Here is a 26184-nt window from a genome sequence, read left to right as displayed (position 1 = left end):
TTTAAAGTCTCCTTTCATTTTTTTAAAATTTATTAATACAACTATTTTATTACAAGGTAGACAAAAACAATGTCACATGCAAAAAACTTGCATGTGACATTTCCAATTAATATATTATTATCAACACTTAATAAAACTTTTCCTTTTTGTTTTTGAGCTAAATACATTATTTCATTTTTTAATAGTTGAGATGAATTTTTATATAAAAGTTGTACTGCTTCAATATCAGCATCTTTTAAACCAAAAAATACAGAATAATTACAATTTTGAATAATTCTTGAAGCACTTTCAACTACTAATGGGCTTGTTTTATAATCGCTAGGATTTTGCGTTGTATGTATTGTAGAACCATCAAATTTCCGAATCGTTTTAGTAATTTGAGTAATGTAATCAAGAGTTGTCTGGTTATTTGCGTCAATATAGATATGTTCTTCGTCAATAGTTAAAATAGTTCTAGTAATCAATTTATCTATTTCTTCAGCTGATAAGAGTTTTAAATTATTTTCAGTCATATACTTCAATTTATTTTTTTCATTTTGAATAAAATTATCATAAATAATTTCATTACATATATTTAAAACAATTAAAATACCTAATCTTGCCGAAATAGTGTCACTTGTATCGACAAGGTTTTTCATATTAAAAACAATTAAATCATTTTCAAGTTTTAAATTAGTTATTCCATTAAATAAATTTTGATATCTCCCGTTATCTTCGAAGTTAAACATAAATAATTCAACAAATCTATTTAAAAGTTCTTCTTTTCTTTTTACATCATATAAGGCTTTACAATTATATTTCTTCATATATGTTATAAAATCTGAGATTGTTTTTCATTCTTCATCTTTAATTTCTTTGATATTTTTAAGATTATAAATACCATTTTCTTCATAAAAATCTTTTAAAAGTTTTTGTAAAAAGCTTCATTCCATTTGCGGTAAATTTCACATAATATTAAAAAACTTTTCTAAGAATGATAAATGAGCATTTATCAATAATTTAATATCTACATTTTCAATATCGTCTTTAATAGCATTTCTTATTTGCAGTATATTAAAAGTTGTATTTATACCCGAACCCATATCAACAATTGAACCTTTAAATTTTGATGCAAAAGATGAATACTCGTCTTGTGGATCAATAATAATTGCTTTATTATTAATCGCTAAATTTGAAGCAATAATTTTTTGAACTAATGTTGATTTACCCATTCCACTTGTCCCTAAAATTATCATATTGTGATTAGATCTATTTAAATGCTTTAAATCAAATATATCTAAGCTAATAGGATTTAAATTCTCTGTAATTCCTAACAATAAATTTTTATTATCATTTAATGTTTCTGTTATAAATGGATAACCACCAGCTAAATTTAATGAACTCATTTGATAAGCTTCTTTACCTAATTTGTAATTTATACTTAACGAACTATCTACAAACCCTTCAAATTGTTGAAATGTTAGATTATTAAGTATAATTCTATTTTTTCTTAAAATTTGTTCATTTTGTTCTTCTATTTCTTTTAATTCTTGTAAAGTATTAGCTTCATTTATAATTAAGAAATTTACATCTAAAAGTGAATATTCATCTAAATTTATTTGATTAATTAATTCTAAAACTGCTGCATCATCTTTTTGGTGTCTAGCAATTTGTGTGATTTTTTCATCTGTAATTAAATCATTATCAATATTCATTTTAGCTTTATCTAATAATTTATTTGTTTTATCAAAATCTGTATATGGATAATTATTTCAAATAACTTTTGATTTTGTATTTAAAATATCATTTATTCACCCATTTTCTAATGTTGTAGGCAACTTGCTAATTGCTTTAATAGACATAAATTTATCGTTAATTTTTATGTATTTCTTATTAAAAATTACTTCATTATAGTTAAATAATTCATCTAAGAAATCTACATTTTCTTCAATAAAAAATTTATCTTTGTTTTCTTCGAAATATTTTTCGATATCTTTATCAGTTACCCCAAAACTTCTATATTTGTTTAAAAATTTTAATAAATCAACACCTTCAACTTTTTCTAAACCTATTTTTGAAGCATTAAAATAATTGAAAATGCCTTCTGCCTCAGTTGCTAATAATTCAAAATTAGGTGCATTAATAATTAAATAATAATTATTAACTTCAGAGTTTGCTTTAATATTTTCAAAATCATTAATATTGTTATTAATGTATTCTTTATATTCTTCTTTTATGTTTTTGCTTTTTATGAAATTTATATTTTGATTGAAGTTAATATCTTCATTTAAACAAACAAAACTAAATTTGTTCTTAAACATATCTAAACTTCTCGCTAAATTCTCCACATAAGCACTTTGTGTTTCTGGATCTTCAGATCAAATATTATTTCCGTGAATTTTAAAAACAACAAACATATTGTCATTTATATTAGTTTTAGCAATTAAAGAATCTCATTTTTAAATTAAAAAGATAATTACTTTTTCAAGCAACTATCTATAAATATTTTTTATTTTTTCAAAAATTGTATTTACTTTATTTTTAGCAATTAAAGAATCTTGTGTTTTTAAATTAAATTTATAATCAAAAGTGTCGATTCTTGCTATCTTATTTCTGTTTTTTACTCTTGGACTATGTTCAAAAATATAGTTTAAGTAAAAAAATGCATAGTCATAAACTGCTTTTCTTACGCTATCACTAGCATCACTTAAAACTGGCAGCACTTCATTAAGTTCTGTGTTTTCACTTAATCCAGTAAGGGTATAAAATGGCATTATTGTATTTAAAAGTTCATTATAAGCAAATCTGTATGTATATATAAAATCATCTGTTCTAGAATATCCAAATAAATCAGCTATTACATAGTTTTTTTCTTTATCCTTTATTATTTGTGATTCATTTAAAGCAAATGTATCTAATCCAACAAAATCTAAAATAGCTTTTCCATATTCCTTTAAAGCTATTTTAAAACTTTCATAATTATTTAAATTTTCTTTTTCTAAAGTTAAATCACCTTTTGAAATAGCGTATAAATACTCGCTAATACTTTTATCACTAGGTAAAATTTCATCAATTTTCATTAATGCTAATTGAAATTTTAAAGCCTTTAAATAAACCTGTCTTTCTCTTTCTTCTACAAAGTAATTTTTAGCAGCACTATATAAAGCTAAATCCAATACATTCGGCGATCCATAATTAGCTGTTTCTAGCATTTTTTGACCATCTATCGGATTATAAATATAACCATAATATTTTTCATCATAAGCATTAGCCACTCAATTTCTATATCTATTTTTTATTTTGAAATTTGTTGAAAATGAATATGGTAAAACTCCCATTTGAAAATCCTTATTATTTCATATATTATTATCATAATTAGTGCTTATTACATTATCAAACCATAGTTTATGAACTTGTGCTCTATTTCTATCTTTATCTTTCGAATGAACACTTGTCATTGTATCATTAGCTTCTCTATAAGGACTTGCTTTAAAAAATCTAACATATTTATTTTTATAATGCTCTTTTTCTTTTTCAGGATATTTATAAAAATACTCTTCATTTTCATTTTGATATCCTATTTCAGAAAAATATTTATGATTTGAACTTTCTAAGAATTCAATCATTTTTTGCACAAATTGTTTATTCATAGATTTGTTATTAAGTTTATTATCACCTTCTAAAAACATTCTTATCATACTGAAAAATTCGCCAAGTACTAAATATTCAATACTAAACTCATTTTTCATTCATTCTTGATATTCAGGATCATTTCTTTTAGTTTCATACTCAGCATCATGTTTTTCTATTTCTGCTTTGAATTTATCCCTTTGTGCTTTTGTCATTCACCAATCACTAACAAGATTCTTTTCTCTGCCTAATGTTTTAGCGTCTAATGATGAAATAAATGGCTTGGTAATTAATTCTTTTCATTTATCAGTGTAATAATAATCAACATCATAATTTTTTTCATTTAAAACAACATCTTTAAAATAGTATTTATGATTTGGTTTTAAAAAATAATTAGTGTCATTTTCTTTAAAATATAATCTACCTTCAGCTAAAAGTTGCTTATCAACTTCTGGATCATTTTCAGAATCTTTTTCATATCCGCCATGACTTGGTTGGCCTCCGCCTCTTAAATCTCTATAACTTGGAACTTGAATGCAAGAATTAACTAAAAATAAACTACTTATACTAGAAAGAGTAAATGAATAACTTAATATTTTTTTAACTTTTCTGCTCATCTTTACCTCTTATAATTTATTATTTATAAATAAATTATATCATAATTTATAGTTTTTGCTTTCGATTCAGTTTTCAAAGAACAATAATAATAACTCATTTTAATGTTACAAATGTAATAATGCCAATTGTTGCATATTTTTTTGCTTCTAAACTTCAACTTATCTCCGTTGTATTGATAGCAAAAAGATAAAATGCCAAAAATATTGATATAACTACAGCTATACCAGTTAAAATTGTTAAAAACTTTTTACTCATTTTAAAATGGCCTTTTTGACCTATTATCTTTCTGGCTCTTTTGGTATGCATAAGTTTCGTTAGTTACAAAATTCCTTTTTCCTGTCGAAACTTTTAAGACTTCAATTTTAAATTCATTAAAATCTAGCATTTTAGAAGCTTCAGAAAAAGTTTTGTAGAATCCAATTATTTTCCGCATACCGTTATCAAATACCTGTACACACATAAAATTTTCTTTTAACTGTGTCATAAAAACCTCCTACATATTTAATAATGATGATCCAATAAAGGTTGTTTCATATTCATTAGTTTTAGCATCTTTTCTAACACCTATCTCTCCTATAATTCTTACTTCTTTATCTTGTAATTCACCAAAATTCTTAAATATTTCACTATCAAAAAAAGTAATTCTATAAAAACTATTTTTTACCTTTAGATTAATTACAAAAAATTCTTGATAACTTTCTTTGAATTTGTCAAAGTATTTCCCTTTAAATGTAGAGCTAACTTTACCAATAAACAAAAAATTAGCTTTATGTTTTTCTGTATTTTGTTCTTGTATATTATCGTCAAACAATTTTTTTAATACTTGTTCTTGCAAATTATAATTATCATTATTCATTATCTAGCTCCTTTTCATATCTTCTTATTTGTTAGTCATTTTTATTCTTTGACTAACTCCATATACAAATTCATAATTTATATTTTTAATTTTTTGAGCATCATTAAAAACTTTTTTAACTTCTTTTGAATTTATACTTATACTTCCTGATGATTTTTTAGCATTAAATTTCTTTCTAATTAATTCATATCCTAAATTTCTTCAATGCTGTTTAACTTTTTGATAATTTTCTTTATTAATATCAAAATAATTAATCCATATATATTCTTCTTTTGATTTCTTCAATTTTAGATCCTCAATTCCATTTTAGTTTCTTTTTTATCGCAAAATTGTTTGACTAATTCATCAAATTGCTTGTTTGGCTTTTTTAATTTTTTTTGAATATATTCATCAGTAATAACCTCTAATGAAACTAAATTAATTTTATTTTCTTCACTATTTATTTTTACATAGTTATCTTCTTTAATGTTGTTTAATAATTCTAAATTTGTTGTCAAATCAGGTATATATTTTAAGTATTCAGTTTCAAGACCTTCTTCTTTACAATTATTGTGTAATTCAATGTATAAATCCTTAAATTTTTTAACATTAATTTCTTCTAAATAATCTTTAAATATTTTTTCACTCATTAATGTTTTTTTAAATTCAGCATAATTATTCTTGATAACAATATGCATTTTTTCTTTTTCACTTAATTCTTCTTGAGCATCATTCTCATCAAATTCAAATAACTTACTTTGTTTGTAATTAATTATTTTTTGCTCTACATGAGTATTAATTTCTTCTTCAAATTGTGTTTGTTTTTGTTTTTCGAGTTTTTCATTTATATGAAATATCTTTTCATACATATCAAAAAATCTTTTATTTGTATTTTCGTCTAAATATTTAAATACATCTTCTTTAACATCATCTAAAAAAGCTTCACTTTTATTAAACGAGCTTTCAAAACCAACTTTTACTAAATATCTTTCAAACCCTCTTGCGAAAATTTCTTCATGGTTCGTTAAATAATCTTTTAAATTACCATGAGCAATATTTTTTATTTCTCCTTTTCTTTCTAATTCATTAAATTTATTGATATAAATTTTTTTTAATTCCTGAAATTCAGGATTTATCAACGAAAAAGGAAGTGTAATATTTTTTTCATATAATTTTTTACCAAGTTCATAGTCAATGTAATGTGCATATTCATGCATAAAACTTTGAATATGCGGAACATCATTATCTTTATGTTGATTTACATTTATTGTTATATTCTTAGCATGTGGAAAATAAACACCTTTAGCTTTTAAATTATCTGTTTTTCTAAATCTTAAAGTCAAATCTTTATTAAATTCCTCAAGTAAAAATGGTTTTATTTTTTTAAACTCTTTTGACAAATTATCAATAACTTCAAAATTAGAATTTGGATCTATTTCAAATTTCTTAAATATTTCTACAAAACTTGTTGACTTAGCTTTTTCTAAAGCTTTTAATGTCATGTTCTTTAAATCTTCATAAGATTTAGCTTTTTTATGATAATTTGTCTCAAATGATTTAATAGCATTTAAAAAATTAAATTTTTCATTAATATACAAAATACTTTTATTTCGTATTTTAATAATTTCGCGATATCAGTCAGCTTGTGAATTTATTTCGTGTTCACTAGGAACTTTATCAATTACATTATTTTTCAATAACAATTCTTTAAATGTTTTAGATGAAAATGTAAGTATAGAGTTGGTATTAATTTTATGAATATCTCAAAAAACTTTGAATCTCATTGAGGTTCCTGTGTTATAGTACGTATGTGCTTTAAATATATATGATGGTTTATATACTTTTACATATTGGCCTTGTCCAAATTCAGCTTTATTAAATTTTTTATTATCCATATTTATATAAAGAAGATTATTTACTTCACTAAGACCTTTTACATCAATTGGGTTATTATATGTGTTTTCATTTATTTTTTTTCAAACCATGTCTTTTTTCTCCAAACCAAGAGAATAACTTAGTATTTCAAGGATAATTTTCTCTTTTTGTTCTTTGCTTTCGCAAAATTCATCTAACAAAAGCCAAAAAACTGAATTAGTAAGATCTGAATAATTATGTTTTGAAAATTGTTCTTGTTCTTTGGTTCCTCATTTAGGTACATAAAAATTTAATTTTTCATTATATTTATCTTTTCTTTCCTTTTTAGCAAAATAATCTTTTAAAATTCTGTTTAGTATTTTTTCATTTTCAAAAAAGTTCATTTTAGTTGCCCTCCGCTTCTAGATATTTAGCTAATTCATAAGAAGCAAGCAATAATTTATAATAATTTTCCTGTGTTTTTTCTACTTGTAAATGATGATATAAATTAAGAGTAATAATATTTATCTCTTTTTTGTTGTCTGTTGCTCATTCAATAAAATCGCTAAAATAAGAGCTTGTTACTCGTTGTGGCTTTCTGTTTTCTTTAACAGCCAGTTTGTTTTCTTCCTCTTGAAGTTTCTTTATTTCATTAATCATAGATTGCTTAATAGTTTCTTCTTTTGCTTCTTCTTCATCTAGATTATTTTCAATTAAATTTTTCATATATAAATCTTGTATTTCTTCATTAGGTTTTTCTTTAACTTCTTGTTTCTTTAGCTTTTTCTCCGCATTAAACTCTGGTCTATATAAAACATTACTTATTTCTATATAATCTTTTTCTATCTCTTTTTCTTTATTTATAAAATTTCCTTTCATTAATAACTCTATATCTTTTTCTGAATATCAAACTACATTGTCATAGCTTAATTCTACATATTTACCTTTTTTATTAACTAACTTAAGAGCAATTGAACTATAAATGCTCTCTAATCCTTTTTCTCTTAAGTCTTTATCTACTTTTTTAATTAGTTCATCATATAGATGAATGTTATTTTGCTTTAAAAATTCTTCTTTTTTCATTGATACTAGTCTCCTGTTCTTTCTATCTTTATAACTATCATTGTGTAAAGGAATTTTTTATTTAGTATTTGAACAATCTCGCTATCAAATTTACTAAATAAATATTACGAAATAAAACTAATCTTATTTTCTTTACTTTTCCCAGAATTTACATTTTTCCTCCTTTAGATTTCTTGTATTTTTTAATAACTTTATCATTGATAAATTCTTTTAATTCTTCCTTTGCTAATTCTTTAAAATCATCTTCTGAATTTTGATATTCTTTATAAAGATTGCTTATTCTTTGGAATTCATAATTTAAATTGTTTTTTTTCAAAATGTTTTTTATTTTGAAAAAGTTGCCATTATTTAAATATTCTTCAATTTCATTAATATTTAAATCTTTCTTTTGTTCACCAATATCATCATCTTCTTCATCATCTACGTCCTCTCTCATAGAAATTTGAGTAGTTTCAAATACATTTTGCCTAATCACTTTAAAGTCCTTATTATCATTTCTTAACTCCTTTTGATTCTTAATTTGCTCAAATCTCTTTTTAGCTTCAATTTCATTTAAGTTTTCTAATTGCATAATCTTATTTATTTCTTTTTGTATTAGGTTCTCTGTTAGGTTATTGCTTTCTTTTTTAAATCAACTATCAATATCAAAATGCTTAAATTGTAAGGAATTCTCATTATCATCAAATTTAAATTTATCATTAGAAAAATATTTATAAGTTAAATTTGTTTTGATATATAAAGGAGGTAATCCTTCAATAAAGACCAAAATATTTGAGGCGGCTTTTTTGCTTAATTCTTGTATTGAAATCAAGGGTTTTTCTTGATAAGAAATATTCTCACTTGTATTTTTTCCATTTTTTGAATATGAATATTTTTCAACTTGTTTAGTTCCTAGTTTATTAATGAAGTATTTTTTAGTATTTTCATCTGATGAATTTAAGAAATAAACAAATTGAAGATTAGAAAGAATGATATTATCAACTTCTCTATTTTCGTTAGTATTATATTTTTTAAGTTGATTTTTATCTTGTAACACTAAGCAAAATAAAATATTTCTAGAACGATTTATTGATAGTTTATTATCTAAATTAGGAATTTGGGGTAGGTTACCAAATTCTTCTAAAATAATCAATAATCTTCTTTCTAACTTTTCAAATCCTTTTTCTTCTAAATTTCTTTTTGCTTTATCAATAGCTCCTTGATAAAGTTCATCAATTAATAAACTTACTAATTTATGATTTGCAGTATTTTGATCTGCATAATGAATAAATACAACAAACTTTTGCTTTTCATTATTAAAAATATCGTTAATATTAAACCGCTCTGAATACGATGTTAAATTTTTAATAAATTCATCTTTTACAAACATATCTAATGATCTAAGTCCATTTTGAAGTTGAGACCCTAATGTAGCTTCTGCATTTGAAACCATACTTATATAATCTTTATAAATTGAATTTCATAATTCATTATCATTTTTATGTTTTTCCAAAATTTTATACAATGTTAAATTTTGATATTTGACGTTAAAATTAGAGGTAATATTTTGTGCAATATTAGTAAAATTAAAATCTTTTGCTTCAAAGTTATTTAAATAAAACTTCATTAACAAAAACGTTTTTGCAACTATTTCGATAAATTTTTTTCCTGAAGAATTTCAAAACTCATTAGCTTCGCCTCCTAATCCTCAATTAAGATTATCAATTAAAGCAATCAATCTTTTATATGACTCAAAAAGCAAATCTAAATTTTGCTTTTTTTGTGCTTCTTCAACAATTTGAAAAACTGTTAACAAAGGATTTCAATTTAGACTTTTTTTAGTGTTTTCAAAGTCTATAACATAAATTTTGTATCCTTGCTCTTTTAGTCTTTTTCCTGTAAAAGTTATTATTTCTCTTTTAGGATCATTAATTATTAAATTTGGTCTATATTCTTCATCTAAATTAATGTTATATAAAATATTAGGTAACAAAATTCTTTGTGTTTTACCTGAACCAGTCCCTCCAATTATTAGTGAATTTTTGTCTATATCTTCATGCTGAATATTTAACCATTTCTTTTTATTCTTTTCAAATTTTAAAACTCATGAACTAGATTTGTTAAAACCATAAGAACAATGCTTTTTAAATAATGAATAATCTTTCTCCTTATTAATTTCATTTAAAAGCCAATTAGAATTATGATCTTGTTTTCTTCTTAATACTTTTCATAATTTTTTTATATTTTCTTTAAATAAAAAGAAAGCAAAAACAAAATTAAGTATTAAGTAAATAAAAGTAATTGCTGTTAAAAAATTTTTATTACCCTTTTGAAAATTATTTACAAAACTAAAATTTAAAATATTTCAAATCTTTAAATTTTTAAAATTTCCCTTTTGTATAATTAAAAATTCAAATAACCCAAATAAAATTCAAAAACTTAGTAAACATACAATAATAAAAGCAAATAATTTAAAAACAATTAAGACTTTACTATTCATAACTAATTCCTTTCATTTTTTCATATTCCTCAATTGATTTGGATTCGAAAAATTGATAAGCCAGCCGTTTTAAGTATTTAGTATCTTTATCATAATAAGCAAAATCTTTTTCAAACATTTTTTTAAAGCTATTCTTGTATGTGTTTTTTGTTGAATTTGTCTTTTTATCTAGTCATTCTGATCTTTCAAATTTCAAAACTTCTTTTAAAATAGCATTATTTATTTTTCTTTCAAATTCTTTTTCCTCTTTCAAAAGTCTCCTCATAAATTCCTCTTTTAAAATTTGAGAATCGATTTCTAATTTTTTATATTCATTTAATGTCTTGTAAAAATTGTTGTAAATCATAAAGAAACTATGATTATTTTTCATTAGTGTTTCTTTTATTTTTAAAATTATTTTTTGTGAATGTGGTGTTAAATGTGAATATCATTGATTATTATTTATTTGACATTCTTTTTTTATTTCATCAATTTCAGATTTAAATTCCTTTTTGACTTCTCTAGAATTTTCATTTTCAATTAATTTTTTTTCAAATTTGATTTTAATATTTCTTAAATTGTTATTTAATTTATTAATTTTTTCAATATCTTCATCAAAAGTAAACTTACTTAAAATATCTAATTTCAATTCTTCGAATTTTCTTCTAGTAATATTTTGTTGTATTCCAAATAACTTTCTATCTTTATTTCTTTTTAATTTAGTTTCTCAAAAACTAATATGAATATGTGGATTATTTGTGTTACCATGAATAGCATAATAGATTTCTAAGTTACTGATATCAAACCCAAGGCCACTTGATTTTAATCATTTAAATAAACAATCTTCAATTAATTTTTTCCAAGCATCTTCCCCTATCATTCCATTTTTTAACATATCATCATTTGAACTAATCACCATATCATAAAATGGTGTTTTTAATTTAGCTGATGCTTCTTTTACTTCTTTAATATCGATATTCTTAAAATATTTTCCATTCTTAAAAGCATACAGGCCACTTGGCGGATTATCTAAATTCGCTTTTAAATATTCTCTGTATGTTTTTAAAATTTCATTTTTTTTTCTTTCGCCTAACAAAGTCAAATCACTTGTTAGCTCTTTTTCTCTTTCGGCATTTAGCTCACTCATTGCAACAGCTTTATCTTTTCTAATAAAGTAATCTACTCAAAAACCATTTTCAACTCAATCTTTATGATTTCTATAATTATTTAATCCAGTATAGTATCCTTTGTCATTTGTAATAAAATTAAAGCTTATATAAAGCTCTTTCTCTTTTTTTGTCAATTTGCCACCTTTCTAATTAAATTAATATATTAAGTTATTAATTTAATATTCTCACACATACTAAGGTCTATAGAAAAGAAAGCTATCACTTTCTTTGTATTTTACTTACATAAAATAAAGTTACATTTTTTGGCATTTTTTTAAAAATCAAAAAAAAATAGGAAATTTAAGAAAAAAACGTAACACTAAAAATCAGTTTCTTAAAAACCGTTCTTACAACCAATAAAACTAGATAAAATCAAAAATAAATAGAGGTTGTAAAAGTAAGTAATATTCCGACTTATAACAATCAGTAAGCAAGAATATTACTTACTTTTACTTTTATCAACATAATCTATTTAACAAAATTGAATTCGATCTAATTTATCATAAAAAGTTCTAAATCTTTTAATTACAGACTTTTCGAATTTATATTTAACACAAAATACATCTTCATATTTTTTGTTAGCAAAAATAAACAAAATTTGAGTTATAGCTTTTTTAATTCTTGAAGCATTTTCATTTTTTTTACTTGAATTAAATAAGTTATTGCTAAGTATTTTTTCATCTGCTTTTTTTATTTTTATGGTTAAAGCTTTTTTCTTATTATTTTGCTTTTTCAATCATTTTAAAAGCATTACTTTCTTAGCAAATTCTCTTCCGAAAGCAAGTAAACAAAAAAGTAAATTGTCTTTAAATTTAACAACAAAACCTGGTTGATTTTTTTGGTTTAAAATTAAGTTAAATTTTTTTATTTTTATTTTTTTAAAATCAATTTCAATCAAGCCAAGTTCCCCAAATTTTTTAAGACTGTTTTCAACTGTTTGCCTTGGAATTCTAAATTGATTTTTCATAATTTTTTTAAACTCTAAAATTTCAATATTGTTTTTAATTGTTTTGAATCGTTTGCCTCTTTTCCAAAAAGCTTTTAACAAACAAAAAACTAAAAGATCACATTGACTTAATAATTTAAGTAAATTCTCATTAGTTTTAAGTTTAATATTTTCAAATTCTAAAAATTTAAAAATATTTTTAAAATCAAAATCTTTATAAACTTTGATATCAAAACCTTTAGTTCCTAAAGACTCAACAACAGATTTGAGTATGTATTTTTGATTTCTAGTTTCTAAAGCTTCTATAATTCTTTCTGTTTTTAATTTTTGCTCCCATTCTTTAGAAGTCATAAAGATAATTTCTTCAAGATGATGTTTAATTACTGACATAATTTTTCTCCTTTATTTTTCAATTCATAAAAATTATGGTATAATATATTTATCAAGATGATGTATATGCGGGTTTGCTTTTAGGTCCCGCATATTTTTTTCATCTCTTTTTTATTACTTGATATAAAAACACTGACTTTTTGAGTCAGTGTTTTTATCGTTTTATTACCACCCCTTTTTCTGCCGGGTCCATATTAATTTAATTTTAACAGAAAAATATTTTAAATGCTTAATATTAGGGCTTAAAAACCCCAAACTAAAAATAAAGCTCATTCATATTTATGAGCTTTATTTTTTAGGTATTAAGCTGATGCTTCAGCGTTTCTTTGTTGTCTTCTTACGTCTCTAGCATGTTCTTTAGCTAATTTTTGTCTTCTTTTTTCAAGACGTAATTTATTTTTTAATCTTACGATTTTACGCATAATATGCTCCTTGTTCTATCTACATTTTTTATTATTTTATAATATTTTTAAAATTTACTTAAAAATATTTTTTATTTATTCAATTCCATTCTTATTTTTGAAATTTAATTTAATTGGACAACCATCAAAATTAAATGATTGTCTAAGTTGATTTTCTAGGAATCTTTCATAAGAAAAATGAACAAACTTATTATTATTTACAAAAAAAGTAAAGGTTGGAATTTTGGCAAGTTCTTTACGGGCGTAATATATATTTAAGCGCCCACCATTAAAGGGTTGTGCTGGCTGAATGCTTTGGGTTTCTAAAATAAGAGTGGATAATAATGAAGGTTTAATATCTCTTTCTAGGTTTGCCCTAACTTCGGTTAGTTTATCAGCAAGCTTATTTATTCTTTGGTTGTATTTAGCAGAAATAAATATAATTGGTACTCAAGGGACAAAATGAAATTTTTCACGCAGTTTTTTTTCGTATTGAGCCATTGTATTAGTTTCTTTTTTAATTAAGTCTCATTTATTAATTACAATAATAATTGGTTTATTATGATCTAAAGCATAACCAATTATTCTTGAGTCAAAATGAGAGATTTCAGGCTGAGTTGCATCAATTACTACAAGTGAAAGATCTGATTCCATTAAAGAGTTCATAGCCCTTAATAAAGCATAGTGATCAACACTTTCGACTAATTTAGATTTCTTTGTAATTCCAGCTGTATCAATAACCCTATAGCTTGTGCCATTGATATCTACAATTGATTTAACACTATCTCTTGTAGTTCCGGGTATTTCGGAGACAATTGAACGGTTTTCATTTGTTAAATTATTAAGCAGTGAACTTTTGCCAGCATTAGGTTTACCAATAATTGCTAGACTAAATAATTCTTGATCATCAGGTTCAGAAAAATCTAAATACTTCATACAAGCATCTAAAACTGAACCGACACCTTCACCATGTAATGCAGAAATAGGAAAGATTTCATCAACACCTAGTGCATATCAACCATAATCAAAATCTTGATTAGCTTCTAATTTATTGGCAACGGCAATTATGGGTTTGTTACTTTTTCTTAAAGTATTCATGATGAAAAGTTCATCATTCGAAATTTCAGTTCTTCCATCAAAAATAAATAAAATTACATCAGCTTCTTCAATTGCAATTTTAGCTTGAATTTGAATTTGTTGTTGAAATGGTTTATTTTCAATTTCGATTCCACCAGTATCAATTAATTTTATTTGTTCACCAGATCATGAAATTGTTTCGTATAAGCGATCCCTGGTTACACCTGGTTCATCGTAGACAATTGAAATCTTTTTACCTATAATACGATTAAATAAAGTGCTTTTACCAACATTTGGTTTTCCAATTATTGCTACTGTATTTTTCATTAGTTAATTGTTTTACTTTCTACAATTTTTAGAATTACATTAAGTAATTCTTCGAGTGTTAAATTTGTACAATCTATAAAGGTAGAATCATGAGTTTTATGCAAAGGATCTATTTCACGATTCATATCTTGTTCATCACGTTTTTGAATATCTAACAAGATTTCATTGAAATTAACATTATACATGAGCTCTCGGTTTTGTTTCATGCGACGGTGAGCCCTTTCTTCGGCGGAAGCTCAGAGAAAAATTTTAACTTCGGCATGAGGCATAATTTTAAAGGTAGTATCCCTACCATCAATAATATAACCTTTATTTTGATTTGTAATGGTTTTTATTTGATTCACTACATAATTACGAACTTCTGGTATTTTAGCTATATTTGGTGTTACTTGCGAAATATAATCTGCTCTTAGTTTAGTTGAAACATCAATTCCATATAGCTGCACTTTATCATTTTCTAGTAATTTAATCATTCCGTTTTCTAAGGTTTTGATTACATTTTGTGCATCACGAGTATCAATACCTTTATCAATAACATTTTTAGTAATTGCCCTATAGATGCTTCCGCTGTTTATAAAAGTATAGCCCAAGATTTTTGCTAATTCCTTTGCTACTGTGGATTTGCCTACACCACTAGGGCCATCAATTGCAATATTTACTTTCATCTATTCTCCTATTTCTTGGTTATATTATATATAACTTTTTTTAGTTTGGCAAAATATAAAAAATAAAAAGTTATAAATTATAACTTTTTTAAAATGTCAACCCCTTTAAATGATCAGCAAGATCCTTTACTGTTATTTGTATTTTATTGGTTTTATTAATTACTTTTACTGAAGAGATTAAGTAAACCATAATTATGTTTTTAGGCGTTTGGGGCTGATCAAAGGTTGGTATTTTACTTGGTAATGATAAACCAAAATAAATAGTTCTTTTGATAAGGGTTTTGAAAAATAATTTCTTGCCAAAACTAAGCATAAATGTACTATTTGAAATATAATTGTCAAAATTAATGATTTTATCAGGTCCATATCGTCTAAGGGATTGCTTTAAGACATAATAACTTTTTTCGGCTTGATCAAAATCAATAACTGCTTGTTGTGCAAATTCTATTAATTCTTCTGGTCGAATTTCATCTTTTGCTTTAATTTGAGTTAAATAATAAATTATTAAACCAATTGTTATTAAACACGCAACAACTAGTATATAACTAGTAATTGATTCACTACTTGTTATTACCTTATATTCACTGCCGGAACTGTCAATTCTAATTCCTTTATCGTTTGTTAAATATTCGCCTACTGTAATTATTTCTAGTTGGATTAAAATAGTGTATGCAAGAGCAATTAGCAGTAAAATAGTGGCAAAAGCCAATGTTTTTAACATATTTTTTTGGTTTGCTTTATAAACACTTTCGTTAAAAGTCCAAAGACGATATTTAGTAACTGAAATACCTAATGATGTTGTTAATGCTATAAAAAACATAGCAAAAGCTAAATGTCCTGTATTACTAAGATTCATAATATATTAATTATACAAAAGAAACTAAGATATTTAATCAGGTAAATATTTAAAATTTTAAAAAACAAGTTAAAATATATAAAGTATTTTATATGGAGTATAAATGAGTATAACAAATGACAAAATAATAATTACTGGTGCTAGAGAAAATAATTTAAAAAATATTTCTTTAGAAATTCCAAAAAACAAACTAGTGGTATTCACTGGTTTAAGTGGTAGTGGCAAAAGTTCATTAGCTTTTAACACAATTTATGAAGAAGGTAAGCGCAGATATGTTGATTCTCTAAGTTCGTATTCGAGAACTTTTTTAGGCGGAACCAAGAAACCAAATGTTGAAAAAATTGATGGATTAAATCCATCAATTGCTATCGAACAAAAAACAGTTCATAATAATCCTCGTTCAACAGTTGGTACTGTTACAGAAATTTATGATTACTTTAGACTTTTATATGCACGCATTGGGAAAGCATATTGCCCTAAACATAATTTAGAAATTACATCCCAGACTACTAAAGATATTTTAAATTCAATTTATAAATTAGGAGAAGGAACTAAGTTAATTATTTATGCTCCTTTAGTGGATCGCGAAAAAGGAACTCATATTAATTTGCTTGAAAAATTAAAAAATGAAGGTTATTTACGGGCTAAGATTAATGGAGAAATTTTAAGTTTAAGAGATAAAATTGAACTTGATAAAAACCATAAACACACAATTGATTTAGTCATTGATCGGGTAGTTTTAAATGAAGCAAATTACAACCGTATTTCAGAAGCTATAAATATAGCAACTGAAAAAAGTGAGGGTATTATAAAAATTGAAAATGTTGAAACTAAAGAAATTTTCAATTTTTCTAAATTACATTCATGCATTCACAAAGATTTCTCAATTTCTAAAATTGATACAAGATTATTTTCATTTAATGCGCCTTTTGGGATGTGTGACAATTGCAAGGGTCTTGGTTTTGAAACAAGAGCATCTGTTGATGCTTTAATTCCTGAATCATGAAAAACTATTGGCAATGGAGCTATTAAATATTTTGAAAACTTTATCAATACTCCTAATTTAGAATGACAAGAATTTAAAGCTTTATTAGACCATTATGAAATTTCGCTAGATACACCAATTGATGAAATTCCACAAGGTAAACTAAGATATATTCTTTATGGTTCAGATGTAGAAATCGAATATATGTTAGTTTCTTCATCTAATAATAAATATCGTAAAAAGCAATTTATCGAAGGAATATTAACTAAAATAGAAAGATTGTATTTTGAAACTGCTTCTGAACACCGCCGTGACTATCTTAAAAAATATATGAGTTCAGTTACTTGTAATGTATGTAAAGGAGCAAGGTTAAATCAAGCTGCTTTAAGCGTTAAAGTTGATAATAAAAATATTTATCAAATGACTAAATTATCAATTTCAGATGCTTTATTTACTTTTGAAAATTTAGTTAATAATCTTGATGAATATAGTAAAACAATCTCAAATATCATTACAACTGAAATTATTAATCGTCTAACTTTTTTAAACAATGTTGGTTTGGATTATTTAAGTTTAAATCGAAGTGCTGAAACTTTATCAGGTGGAGAAGCACAACGCATTAGATTAGCAACCCAAATTGGTGCAAATTTAAGTGGTGTTTTATATGTGCTTGATGAACCTTCGATTGGCTTGCACCAGCGTGATAATTTACGATTAATTGAAACTATGAAAAAGATGGTTGATTTAGGAAATACTTTAATTGTAGTTGAACATGATGAAGATACTATTTTTGCCGCAGATCATATTATTGATATAGGACCTCATGCTGGCGAATCAGGAGGTGAAGTAGTTGGTCAAGGAAGTATTGAAGATATTATTTCTAGCGAAAGATCAATTACAGGGAAATATTTATCTGGTGAGTGAGAAATACCAATTCCTGTTTCAAGACGTTCTGGTAATGGTAAAACAATTACTATTAAAGGAGCTAAAGAAAATAATTTAAAAAACATTGATATTACAATACCTTTAGGAAAATTAGTTGGTGTAACTGGTGTGTCTGGAAGTGGCAAAAGCACATTAATAAATGATATTTTAGTTAATGGATATAAACAAATGCAAGGTATTGCTGAAGGATTAAGCCATAAAAAAGCTGATTTCAAAAACATTGATGGATTAATCAATGTTGATAAAATTGTGCAAGTAAACCAAAGCCCAATTGGAAGAACTCCGCGCAGTAATCCAGCAACATATACTGGTGTTTTTGATGATATTCGCGAAATTTTTGCTAATGTTGAAGAATCACGAATAAGAGGTTACACAAAAGGGAGATTTAGTTTCAATACTCCAGGCGGACGATGTGAAAAATGTAGTGGCGATGGTTTTTTAGTAATTGAAATGCATTTTTTACCTAACGTATATATTACATGTGATCAATGTGATAGTAAACGTTACGATAAAGAAACCTTAGAAATTAAATATCAAGAAAAAAATATTAATGATGTTTTAGAAATGAGCGTGGATGAAGCAATCGTTTTCTTTGATTCTAAAATTAAAATTATTGAAAAATTAATGTTTTTACAAAATGTTGGTTTAGGATATATTAAATTAGGGCAAATCTCAACAACATTATCTGGAGGCGAAGCGCAAAGGGTTAAATTAGCAACTCATTTACAACGTAAACCTACTGGAAAAACAATTTATGTTTTAGATGAACCAACTACTGGATTACATAGTCATGATATTAAAAAATTAATCGAAATTTTCAATCATATTGTGGATAACGGAGACACAGTAGTTGTTATTGAACATAATTTAGATGTGATTAAATCTTGTGATCATTTAATTGATTTAGGACCCGGTGGTGGAATTCATGGTGGTAAAATAGTTGCTACAGGAACACCTGAACAGGTGGCCAAAAATATTCATAGTTTTACCGGTCAATTCCTTGAAAAAATATTTTCACGAAATCAAAAATAAATATTAATAACTTGTATAATAATAACATATTGTAAAAATCGAGGTCAAATGAATAAGAAAAAGAAAGTGAGTGTTGCTGAATTAATTAAATTTTTTGGTTGAAAGGTTTTAAATGATCCTGCAACTAAAATTAATTATAATTATATTTATCAACCAGCTATTAAACGTGTTGGTTTGGAATTAGCTGCATTTTTAGCTTATGATCGCTTGAAAAATAATGTTATTTCTTGGGGGACTAGCGAATCTTTATGATTTCAAAAAATAGGAAAAAATGCATCAATTAGAGCTATTGATCACGTTTTTAAATTACAACCACCTTTGGTAATCTTATCAAGAGGTGTGGCCAAACCAGCTTTAAATTGAATTATTGAATCTGCCAGTAGATATGGAGTACCAGTATGTCAAGTTAAAATGAGTTCTTCATTACTAACTTCAAATGTAGGGTCATATCTTAATAACCACTTTTTAGATGAAACACAAGTGCATGCTTGTTTAGTCTTAATTGGGGGAACTGGTGTTTTAATTATTGGTAATAGCGGGGTTGGTAAATCAGAAGCGGTATTAGAACTTATTCAACGAGGACATGTGTTTATTAGTGATGATTCTGTTTTAATTGGTGATGGAGGTAATATCTTTATAGGTCGCTCGCCCAGAATCACTGAACACTTACTTGAAGTACGCGGAATTGGGATGATTAATGTAAAACATATTTATGGAGTTAAATCTGTTGCCGAATCATCTGTAATTGATTTAGTTGTTGAATTAGTTAAAACTGATAAACAATACGAATTTGACCGTTTAGGTTTAGATTTTTTAAAATATCCAATCTTTGGAAGATATATCCATAAAATTCAAATTCCAATTAAAGAAGGCGGTTCAGCTGCATCTTTAATTGAAACTGCTGTTGGATTTTATCTTTCAAAGCGGGATGGTTTAAATGTAATTAAAGAAATAGAAAATAGGAGGTTAAAAGAAAATGAATAATTTAAATGGACCTAGTTATGTGCCTGAAGTTGCATTTCGTGAAGGGACACCAAGTATCTTATTTACCATTGGTTCTTTTCAATTCTATACATATTCATTAATGATTATGTTAGGATATTTAACTGCTATCTTAACCATTTTTTACTTCTGAAGAAGGGAAAAAATGAATATTGAGGTTTTATACGGGCTTATCTTGATCACCATACCAATGGGTATTATTGGTTCGCGTCTTGGGTTTGTATTTGAGGAACTTATATATGATAGTGAACCCTTTAAAGGGTCCGCCTGGTATGCGATATGAGATGGAGGTCTTAGTATCCAAGGTGGAGTTTTCTTCACCATTATAGCCGATATGACTTATGCTTATACTAAGAGGCATCTTGTTGATATACGTAAAGCAACTTCAATTATTATTCCAACTATTTTAGTTGGGCAATTTGTGGGGCGGTTTGGAAACTATGGAAACCATGAGGTTTATGGAAAAATTGACTGAACTGGAGCTAGCTCTATAATTTTTGGTAAAAGTTTTGCGGATAATATGTATATTGCCGATGCTTATACTGATTCTTTAGGACTTGAAGGGGCTTATAGATATCCATTATTCTTATATGAAGGTTTAGCAAACTTAGTTGGGTATTTAATCATTGTATGAATTTTTAATTTATTTTGAACATTTAAACCAGGCGCAACAGCCGGATTATATTTATTATGATACGGTGTTGTGCGGCTTGCCTTAGAACCACTAAGACAAGAATCATATTTATTCTATTCTATTGTGGCATTATTATTTGCATTATCAGGAAGTTTTATCTTCATTTACTTTGCTTTTTGATCACGTGTAAAATACGTCACAAATGTTAAATATAAAATTTTTAAACATTATGAATATAAAAATCCTGAATATTACTATGCATATGTAAACATTAGTTCATTTAGTAATATTTTCAAAAAAGTATTAACATATACAGTATTTAAGTAGGTATTAATGGAAACAAAAACAACATTTGATTTAGTGATTATTGGTGGTGGACCTGCAGGTTTAAATGCGGCTTTATACGCTTCAAGAGCAAATTTAAAAGTAGCATTTATTGAAAAAGGTGCTCCAGGAGGAAAACTTTCACAAACCAATAAAGTAGAAAATTGAATTGGCACAGAAATTATTGATGGTTGAGAATTAGCAACTCAATTTATGGATCATGCTACTAGTTTTGGTGCCCAATATAAATATGGGGAAGTTGTCGAAATTGTAAATCACGGTGATTTTGACAAGGAAGTTAAATTAGCGGATGGTTCTTCAATATATGGAAAAACTATTTTAATTTCAACTGGAATGAAAAACAGAGAGCCAAGTTTTATAAATGGGTATCATGAATTTTTACACCGCGGAATTAGTTTTTGCGCAATTTGCGATGGTCCTTTATTTAAAGGTTCCCCGACATTAGTTTTAGGTGGTGGAAATTCAGCTGTGGAGGAAGGAACCTATTTAACAAAAATAGCTTCACATGTTTATTTTGTAATTCGTGAAAAAGAATTTACAGCTGAAAAAAAACTCGTTGAAGATTTATATAAAGCTTCAAATATAACTATTTTTAAGGAATCACAAATTTCTTTATTAACTGGTGCTAATTCCTTAGAAAAAGCAGTTATTAAAAGCTTGGTTGATGGAACTGAGCAAACTATTGAAATTGCATCATTTTTCCCTTATATTGGAATGGAAGCAACAACAACCTTTGTTAAAGATTTAGATATTTTAGATGAGCGTGGTTTTATTATTACAGATGAGAACATGCAAACTAAAGTTAAAGGAATTTTTGCAGCCGGAGACATTCGTCAAAAAGAAATTCGCCAAATTGTTACTGCCGCTTCTGACGGAGCAATTGCGGCTAAAAAAATCTCAGATTTACTTAATTCACTATAATCAAAAATATGCGAAATTTATCGCATATTTTTTTTATAATCAGTTTGGCTCCAGTAAAAAAGTAACTAAAAAGATATTTATAAAGCCTTAGATGTTTGTAATTAAAAAATCTATTAATTGGAAATGTCACATGCAAGTTTTTTTGCATGTGACATTGTTTTTGTCTGCCTTGTAATAAAATAGTTGTATTAATAAATTTTAAAAAAATGAAAGGAGACCTTAAAATTATATGAAAAATTTAGAAAAATATATTTGTGTTTTTGACAAATATCGAAAAGAAAATAAATATCAACATTTTAAAATTGAAGAGAATTACAACACTATCTTGAAAATGCAAGGAGCTCTTGAGTCGCATCGAAAATTACGATCAGATCAAATCGATCTAGAACAACTTTTTAATATTTTACAAGAACTTTCTGAAGGCTTCTCAATCCAAGAAGTAGCTAAGATTTCTAACAGAGACATTCGAAGTATAAAAAGTAAAATCCAAATTATTACAAATCGCAAACCACTTAGTTTAGATAAACACAATCGCTATGTTTGTGCTAAGTGTTCAAAAAGAGTAATGCGGGTTAAAACCCTTAATTTTACTAAACTATACGAACATTTATTAGGTTATTCATTTTCGCGACTCTTTTTTGTAAGTGATGCAATTAAAGAGAAATGAAAGGCCTACAGAAAATATTGGTATAGTGAGCTTAATACATACAATAAAAATAGAAATAAAAAGAATTTGCAGCAAAAAGAAGTTAAGAAATCAGTTACCTATCTTGTGAATTCTTTTAAAAAATTATCCCCTGATGAATTTGCTCCTTCACCTAGTACAATTTATAAAATAATCAAAAAATACCCTTATTTCCTTGAATTTGACCACATTGTTAAAAAATCTGAAGGCAAATATGGCATAAGGAAGAAAAAACAAACCAAACCTAAAACATTAAAATATGCTACAGAAATTTCAAAACGTCCAGCTTATATTAATGATCGCTCTGAACACGGCCATTTTGAATTAGACACCGTTATTGGTAAAATCAATGATACATATTGTATTGTGACCATAATTGAACGGCAAACCAGAATGTCTTATGCTATGCTCTCAAAACGCAACTCCAAAGCTACAAAACAAACTCTTCTCAAACTAATCAAGAAACATAACTTAGACATTAAAACTTTAACAGTTGATAATGGTAGTGAAAATGTCTTATTGCACCAGGTTATTCCAACTGAAAGACTATTTAAATGCCAACCATATAGTTCATGACAAAAAGGTTCAATAGAAAATATGCACCGCTTAATTAGGTATTACATTCCCAAAGGAAAAAGCTTAGATAAATACTCTCAGCAAGAAATTGATTATATGATGGAAAAAATAAATAACTATCGACAAGTTGTACGGCAATATAAGATAACCTAAAATTTTTTTTAATCCCCCGCCTTTGATTGCAATCAAAGGGGCCTTACTTTTGGCAAAAGTAAGCAAAACCGACGAGAAAACACTGCCGTGTTTTCTGTTTTCGCATACATTTTTTTATCTAAAAATTATGTTAAAATTAAAAGACAATTATTTTGTTAACATCTCGCAAGTGACTTTTCCAAAAAACATAATTAAAAAATCAAAAATCTGTAATTTATAATATAATTATATTATATTTGATTTATAAATAAGTAATAAAGGAGAAATAATGTTAAAACGTAAACAAAAATTATTCTTATTGATTGGTTCAAGTGGACTTGTGTTTACTGGTGTTACCACAACACTTATTGCACAAACACAAACTACAACAGAGCCATTTAAATTTAGAATTGATACGGAGGCTACTCCGAATTTTCAAGCTGAAAAAGTTGATCAAACTAATTCAAAAACTAGTGCAACTGATTATAACTTACCTAAAGCTAAACAAGAAGAAAAAATAGTGGCCCCACCTGTCGAAGAGACACCACCACAAACTATTTTTAATCCAATTATTAAAGATCCAGAAAAAGAAAAAGAAAAGGAGGAAGAAGTTTTACCACCTTCAGCATCTGATCCAATTAAAGATGCACCAAAGAAAGATGTGGAAATACCTCCAACAGTGGTTCCTGAACCAGAACCTGAAAAACCTATTAAAGAAACTCGCAAAATCAAAATTGAAGATATTGAATTTGAAGCAGATATTCAAACAATTCCAAAACGTCAATATGAGCAATCGGACGTAGAAAAAGGGATAACCAATCGGATTCCATATTATGCTGAAATTACTTTTGATGTTATTAATGTAAAAAATGCCTTAACTGATGAAAATATTAAAAAGAGTACAGGTGCTGCACAAGGCAAGGCTGAAAAAATAGGGGCATATACAACTCCATATATTAGTGCATTGCAAGATGATAGAGATATTGAAGCAAAACAAGCCCAAATTGCGAATGATGGCAATGTATCTGAACACTTTGGTAATTTATGGTTTAGATACCATATGCTTTTAACTTCGAAAGAAAATGTTAAACAATATCTTTTAGATTCAGTTACAGATGAACAATTAGATAAGTGATGAAATATGAAAGAGACATTAACATGACCTAGAAGCATCGGCACTGAAACCAGAGAACTAGGTAAGATGTTAATCTTAATGCATATTGATCCTAAAAAAATTACTAAACTATCTCAAACTGAAAAAGATAGTTTAGCAAATGGTTATATTATTCCTGAATATGGTGGTGATGTTTATGTTAATGCAAATGGTGAATGAACATCATTAACTCATGAACCAGTTGTTAATACTGTTCAGGCTGAATATAAACGTAACAATCAAGTTTACCGTGTTATGGGTAATAACACATGGTATTGAAGAAGTTCTGAAGATGTGCTGTTAGGTAAATACCATAACTGAAACAAACGTGATATTACAGCACAATTTAGATCTGAAGGTTTAGATATTCCTGATCGTGGTATATCAATTAATGAATATACTAGAATTGAAAAAGTCGAAGGTTCTGACCGTGAAAAAACAGTTGTGGTTACAATTGATGTTGTACAACCAGATGCATACAAAAAAGCTGAAAAATTAATTGCTGATTTACAAGCCAAAGGTAAGGAAATCACCGGATATAGAATTATGAATATTGGGAAATCAGGGGCTGATCAAAACATGGATAAAATCTTTGCAGCTTTACCTAAAAAACTTCCATTATTAGAACTATTCTTTGAGTCTAAGAATACATCTGCTTTAAAATACCTTAAAGATAAAGAAATTGATGAACTTTCATTATTATCAAATAATAGATTAAATGTTAATGCTGACGATTGATCAATTAACCCATGAGCTTTAAATAAAGTTGCATGAGTTAATATGGCTGATTATAACACAACATTCTCAACTGATCCAAACCAACCTCCATTTTACTCACGGATTACCTTTGATAATTTAGGATTTGACGCAGAAGATTACAAAACACTTGGTGATTGAACAATTATCAATAATGGACTAAGAATGGCTTATTGAACAAGAAATAATGAAAGAATTTTCCAAGGAGCTTGAGGACCAGGATTAAAACCTGATCGTAGCAGTGATGGAAATTCATACCCTATGGGTGTTGATTTTTCACGGATTCCAACTATAAAAACTTTAAGAGGTATGGAATTTCATGATATTACTAACAAACAAAAATCGACACGTAAACTAAACAAAATTAAATTATTCAATGATGGTGCTGTATGAGAAGTTAATACAACTGATTTAAATGAAGCACAATTTGATGATATCTTAGCAAAACCAGTTGCACCTATGGAACCAAGACCTAAAATTACCTTTAGCAATGGTAAAAATACAAAAAGTATTAGAATCCGTCCAACACAAAACGTTCAAAACTTAAATAGCGACGGATTAAGACACTTAGCAACTTTAATTAAATATTCAGATAGTACATTTAACAGACAAACTCAGATTATTGTTACCGATGGAGCCGTTGACCTTTACAACACCTTGAAAAATGCAGGTTATAACGTAAGATACACCAGCACTGAAGATGAATTTGAAATTGTATAATTAAAGGAGA

Annotated in this window: 19 protein-coding genes; 6 read left to right on the top strand and 13 right to left on the bottom strand. The window is 26.3% G+C overall.

All coding sequences use genetic code 4. The features are described 5' to 3' along the window. Positions 1–41: 41 nt before the first annotated feature. The 13 genes from AC0B4N_RS00935 to AC0B4N_RS00875 form a co-directional block, all read right to left on the bottom strand. The gene (locus AC0B4N_RS00935; protein ID WP_465102562.1) at positions 42–2408 is read right to left on the bottom strand and encodes an Mbov_0397 family ICE element conjugal transfer ATPase; all 2367 of its coding nucleotides are present in this window, start codon (positions 2406–2408) and stop codon (positions 42–44) included. Between the two features lie 63 nt (positions 2409–2471). Next, entirely contained in the window at positions 2472–4226 is a 1755-nt protein-coding gene (locus AC0B4N_RS00930; protein WP_465102043.1) for a CDS14 family ICE transfer lipoprotein, read from the bottom strand. A gap of 257 nt (positions 4227–4483) precedes the next feature. Further along, a complete protein-coding gene (locus tag AC0B4N_RS00925) occupies positions 4484–4711 on the bottom strand; it encodes a hypothetical protein (RefSeq protein WP_465102042.1) in 228 nt (75 codons plus the stop codon). Positions 4712–4720: 9 nt separating this feature from the next. Next, positions 4721–5083 carry a hypothetical protein gene (locus tag AC0B4N_RS00920; protein WP_465102041.1) on the bottom strand — a complete coding sequence of 121 codons (363 nt, stop codon included), beginning with the start codon at positions 5081–5083 and terminating at the stop codon, positions 4721–4723. A gap of 24 nt (positions 5084–5107) precedes the next feature. Then, on the bottom strand, positions 5108–5368 hold the full coding sequence (locus AC0B4N_RS00915) for a hypothetical protein (protein WP_465102040.1): 261 nt from the start codon (positions 5366–5368) through the stop codon (positions 5108–5110). 2 nt (positions 5369–5370) lie between these two features. Further along, positions 5371–7320, bottom strand: coding sequence for a hypothetical protein (locus AC0B4N_RS00910; protein ID WP_465102039.1), 1950 nt, complete (start codon positions 7318–7320; stop codon positions 5371–5373). A gap of 1 nt (position 7321) precedes the next feature. Beyond that, positions 7322–7999, bottom strand: a complete 678-nt coding sequence (locus AC0B4N_RS00905) for a hypothetical protein (protein WP_465102038.1) — start codon at positions 7997–7999, stop codon at positions 7322–7324. A 148-nt stretch (positions 8000–8147) separates the two neighbouring features. Then, the gene (locus AC0B4N_RS00900) at positions 8148–10502 is read right to left on the bottom strand and encodes a type IV secretory system conjugative DNA transfer family protein (RefSeq protein ID WP_465102037.1); all 2355 of its coding nucleotides are present in this window, start codon (positions 10500–10502) and stop codon (positions 8148–8150) included. After that, positions 10471–11760 (bottom strand): relaxase MobL, encoded by a 1290-nt coding sequence (gene mobL / locus AC0B4N_RS00895; protein WP_465102036.1) that lies wholly within the window; start codon positions 11758–11760, stop codon positions 10471–10473. Before mobL ends, AC0B4N_RS00900 begins: the two co-directional genes overlap by 32 nt. A 338-nt stretch (positions 11761–12098) precedes the next feature. Further along, on the bottom strand, positions 12099–12962 hold the full coding sequence (locus AC0B4N_RS00890) for a hypothetical protein (protein WP_465102035.1): 864 nt from the start codon (positions 12960–12962) through the stop codon (positions 12099–12101). 497 nt (positions 12963–13459) lie between these two features. Further along, positions 13460–14767 (bottom strand): ribosome biogenesis GTPase Der, encoded by a 1308-nt coding sequence (der, locus tag AC0B4N_RS00885; protein WP_465102034.1) that lies wholly within the window; start codon positions 14765–14767, stop codon positions 13460–13462. Further along, positions 14767–15432: a (d)CMP kinase gene (cmk, locus tag AC0B4N_RS00880; RefSeq protein WP_465102033.1), complete on the bottom strand. Its 666-nt coding sequence runs from the start codon at positions 15430–15432 to the stop codon at positions 14767–14769. Before cmk ends, der begins: the two co-directional genes overlap by 1 nt. 88 nt (positions 15433–15520) lie before the next feature. Further along, positions 15521–16288, bottom strand: coding sequence for a hypothetical protein (locus AC0B4N_RS00875; protein ID WP_465102032.1), 768 nt, complete (start codon positions 16286–16288; stop codon positions 15521–15523). Between the two features lie 103 nt (positions 16289–16391). Between AC0B4N_RS00875 and uvrA the strand changes: the two genes are divergently transcribed. From uvrA to AC0B4N_RS00845, 6 genes are all read left to right on the top strand, one after another. Further along, entirely contained in the window at positions 16392–19250 is a 2859-nt protein-coding gene (gene uvrA / locus AC0B4N_RS00870) for an excinuclease ABC subunit UvrA (RefSeq protein ID WP_465102031.1), read from the top strand. A gap of 48 nt (positions 19251–19298) precedes the next feature. Next, on the top strand, positions 19299–20234 hold the full coding sequence (gene hprK, locus AC0B4N_RS00865) for an HPr(Ser) kinase/phosphatase (RefSeq protein ID WP_465102030.1): 936 nt from the start codon (positions 19299–19301) through the stop codon (positions 20232–20234). After that, positions 20227–21213 (top strand): prolipoprotein diacylglyceryl transferase, encoded by a 987-nt coding sequence (gene lgt, locus AC0B4N_RS00860; protein ID WP_465101148.1) that lies wholly within the window; start codon positions 20227–20229, stop codon positions 21211–21213. The genes hprK and lgt overlap by 8 nt, the downstream gene beginning before the upstream one ends. A gap of 6 nt (positions 21214–21219) precedes the next feature. Then, positions 21220–22152 (top strand): NAD(P)/FAD-dependent oxidoreductase, encoded by a 933-nt coding sequence (locus AC0B4N_RS00855; protein ID WP_465102029.1) that lies wholly within the window; start codon positions 21220–21222, stop codon positions 22150–22152. A gap of 229 nt (positions 22153–22381) precedes the next feature. Continuing rightward, on the top strand, positions 22382–23566 hold the full coding sequence (locus AC0B4N_RS00850) for an IS30 family transposase (protein WP_465101895.1): 1185 nt from the start codon (positions 22382–22384) through the stop codon (positions 23564–23566). Between the two features lie 268 nt (positions 23567–23834). Continuing rightward, positions 23835–26174 carry a putative immunoglobulin-blocking virulence protein gene (locus tag AC0B4N_RS00845; protein ID WP_465102028.1) on the top strand — a complete coding sequence of 780 codons (2340 nt, stop codon included), beginning with the start codon at positions 23835–23837 and terminating at the stop codon, positions 26172–26174. The last annotated feature ends 10 nt before the right edge of the window (positions 26175–26184 follow it).

It is taken from the genome of Mycoplasma sp. 13536, assembly GCF_055523495.1.
The sequence above is the reverse complement of the archived record's forward strand: the minus strand, read 5'-3'. Positions and strand labels throughout refer to the sequence as shown.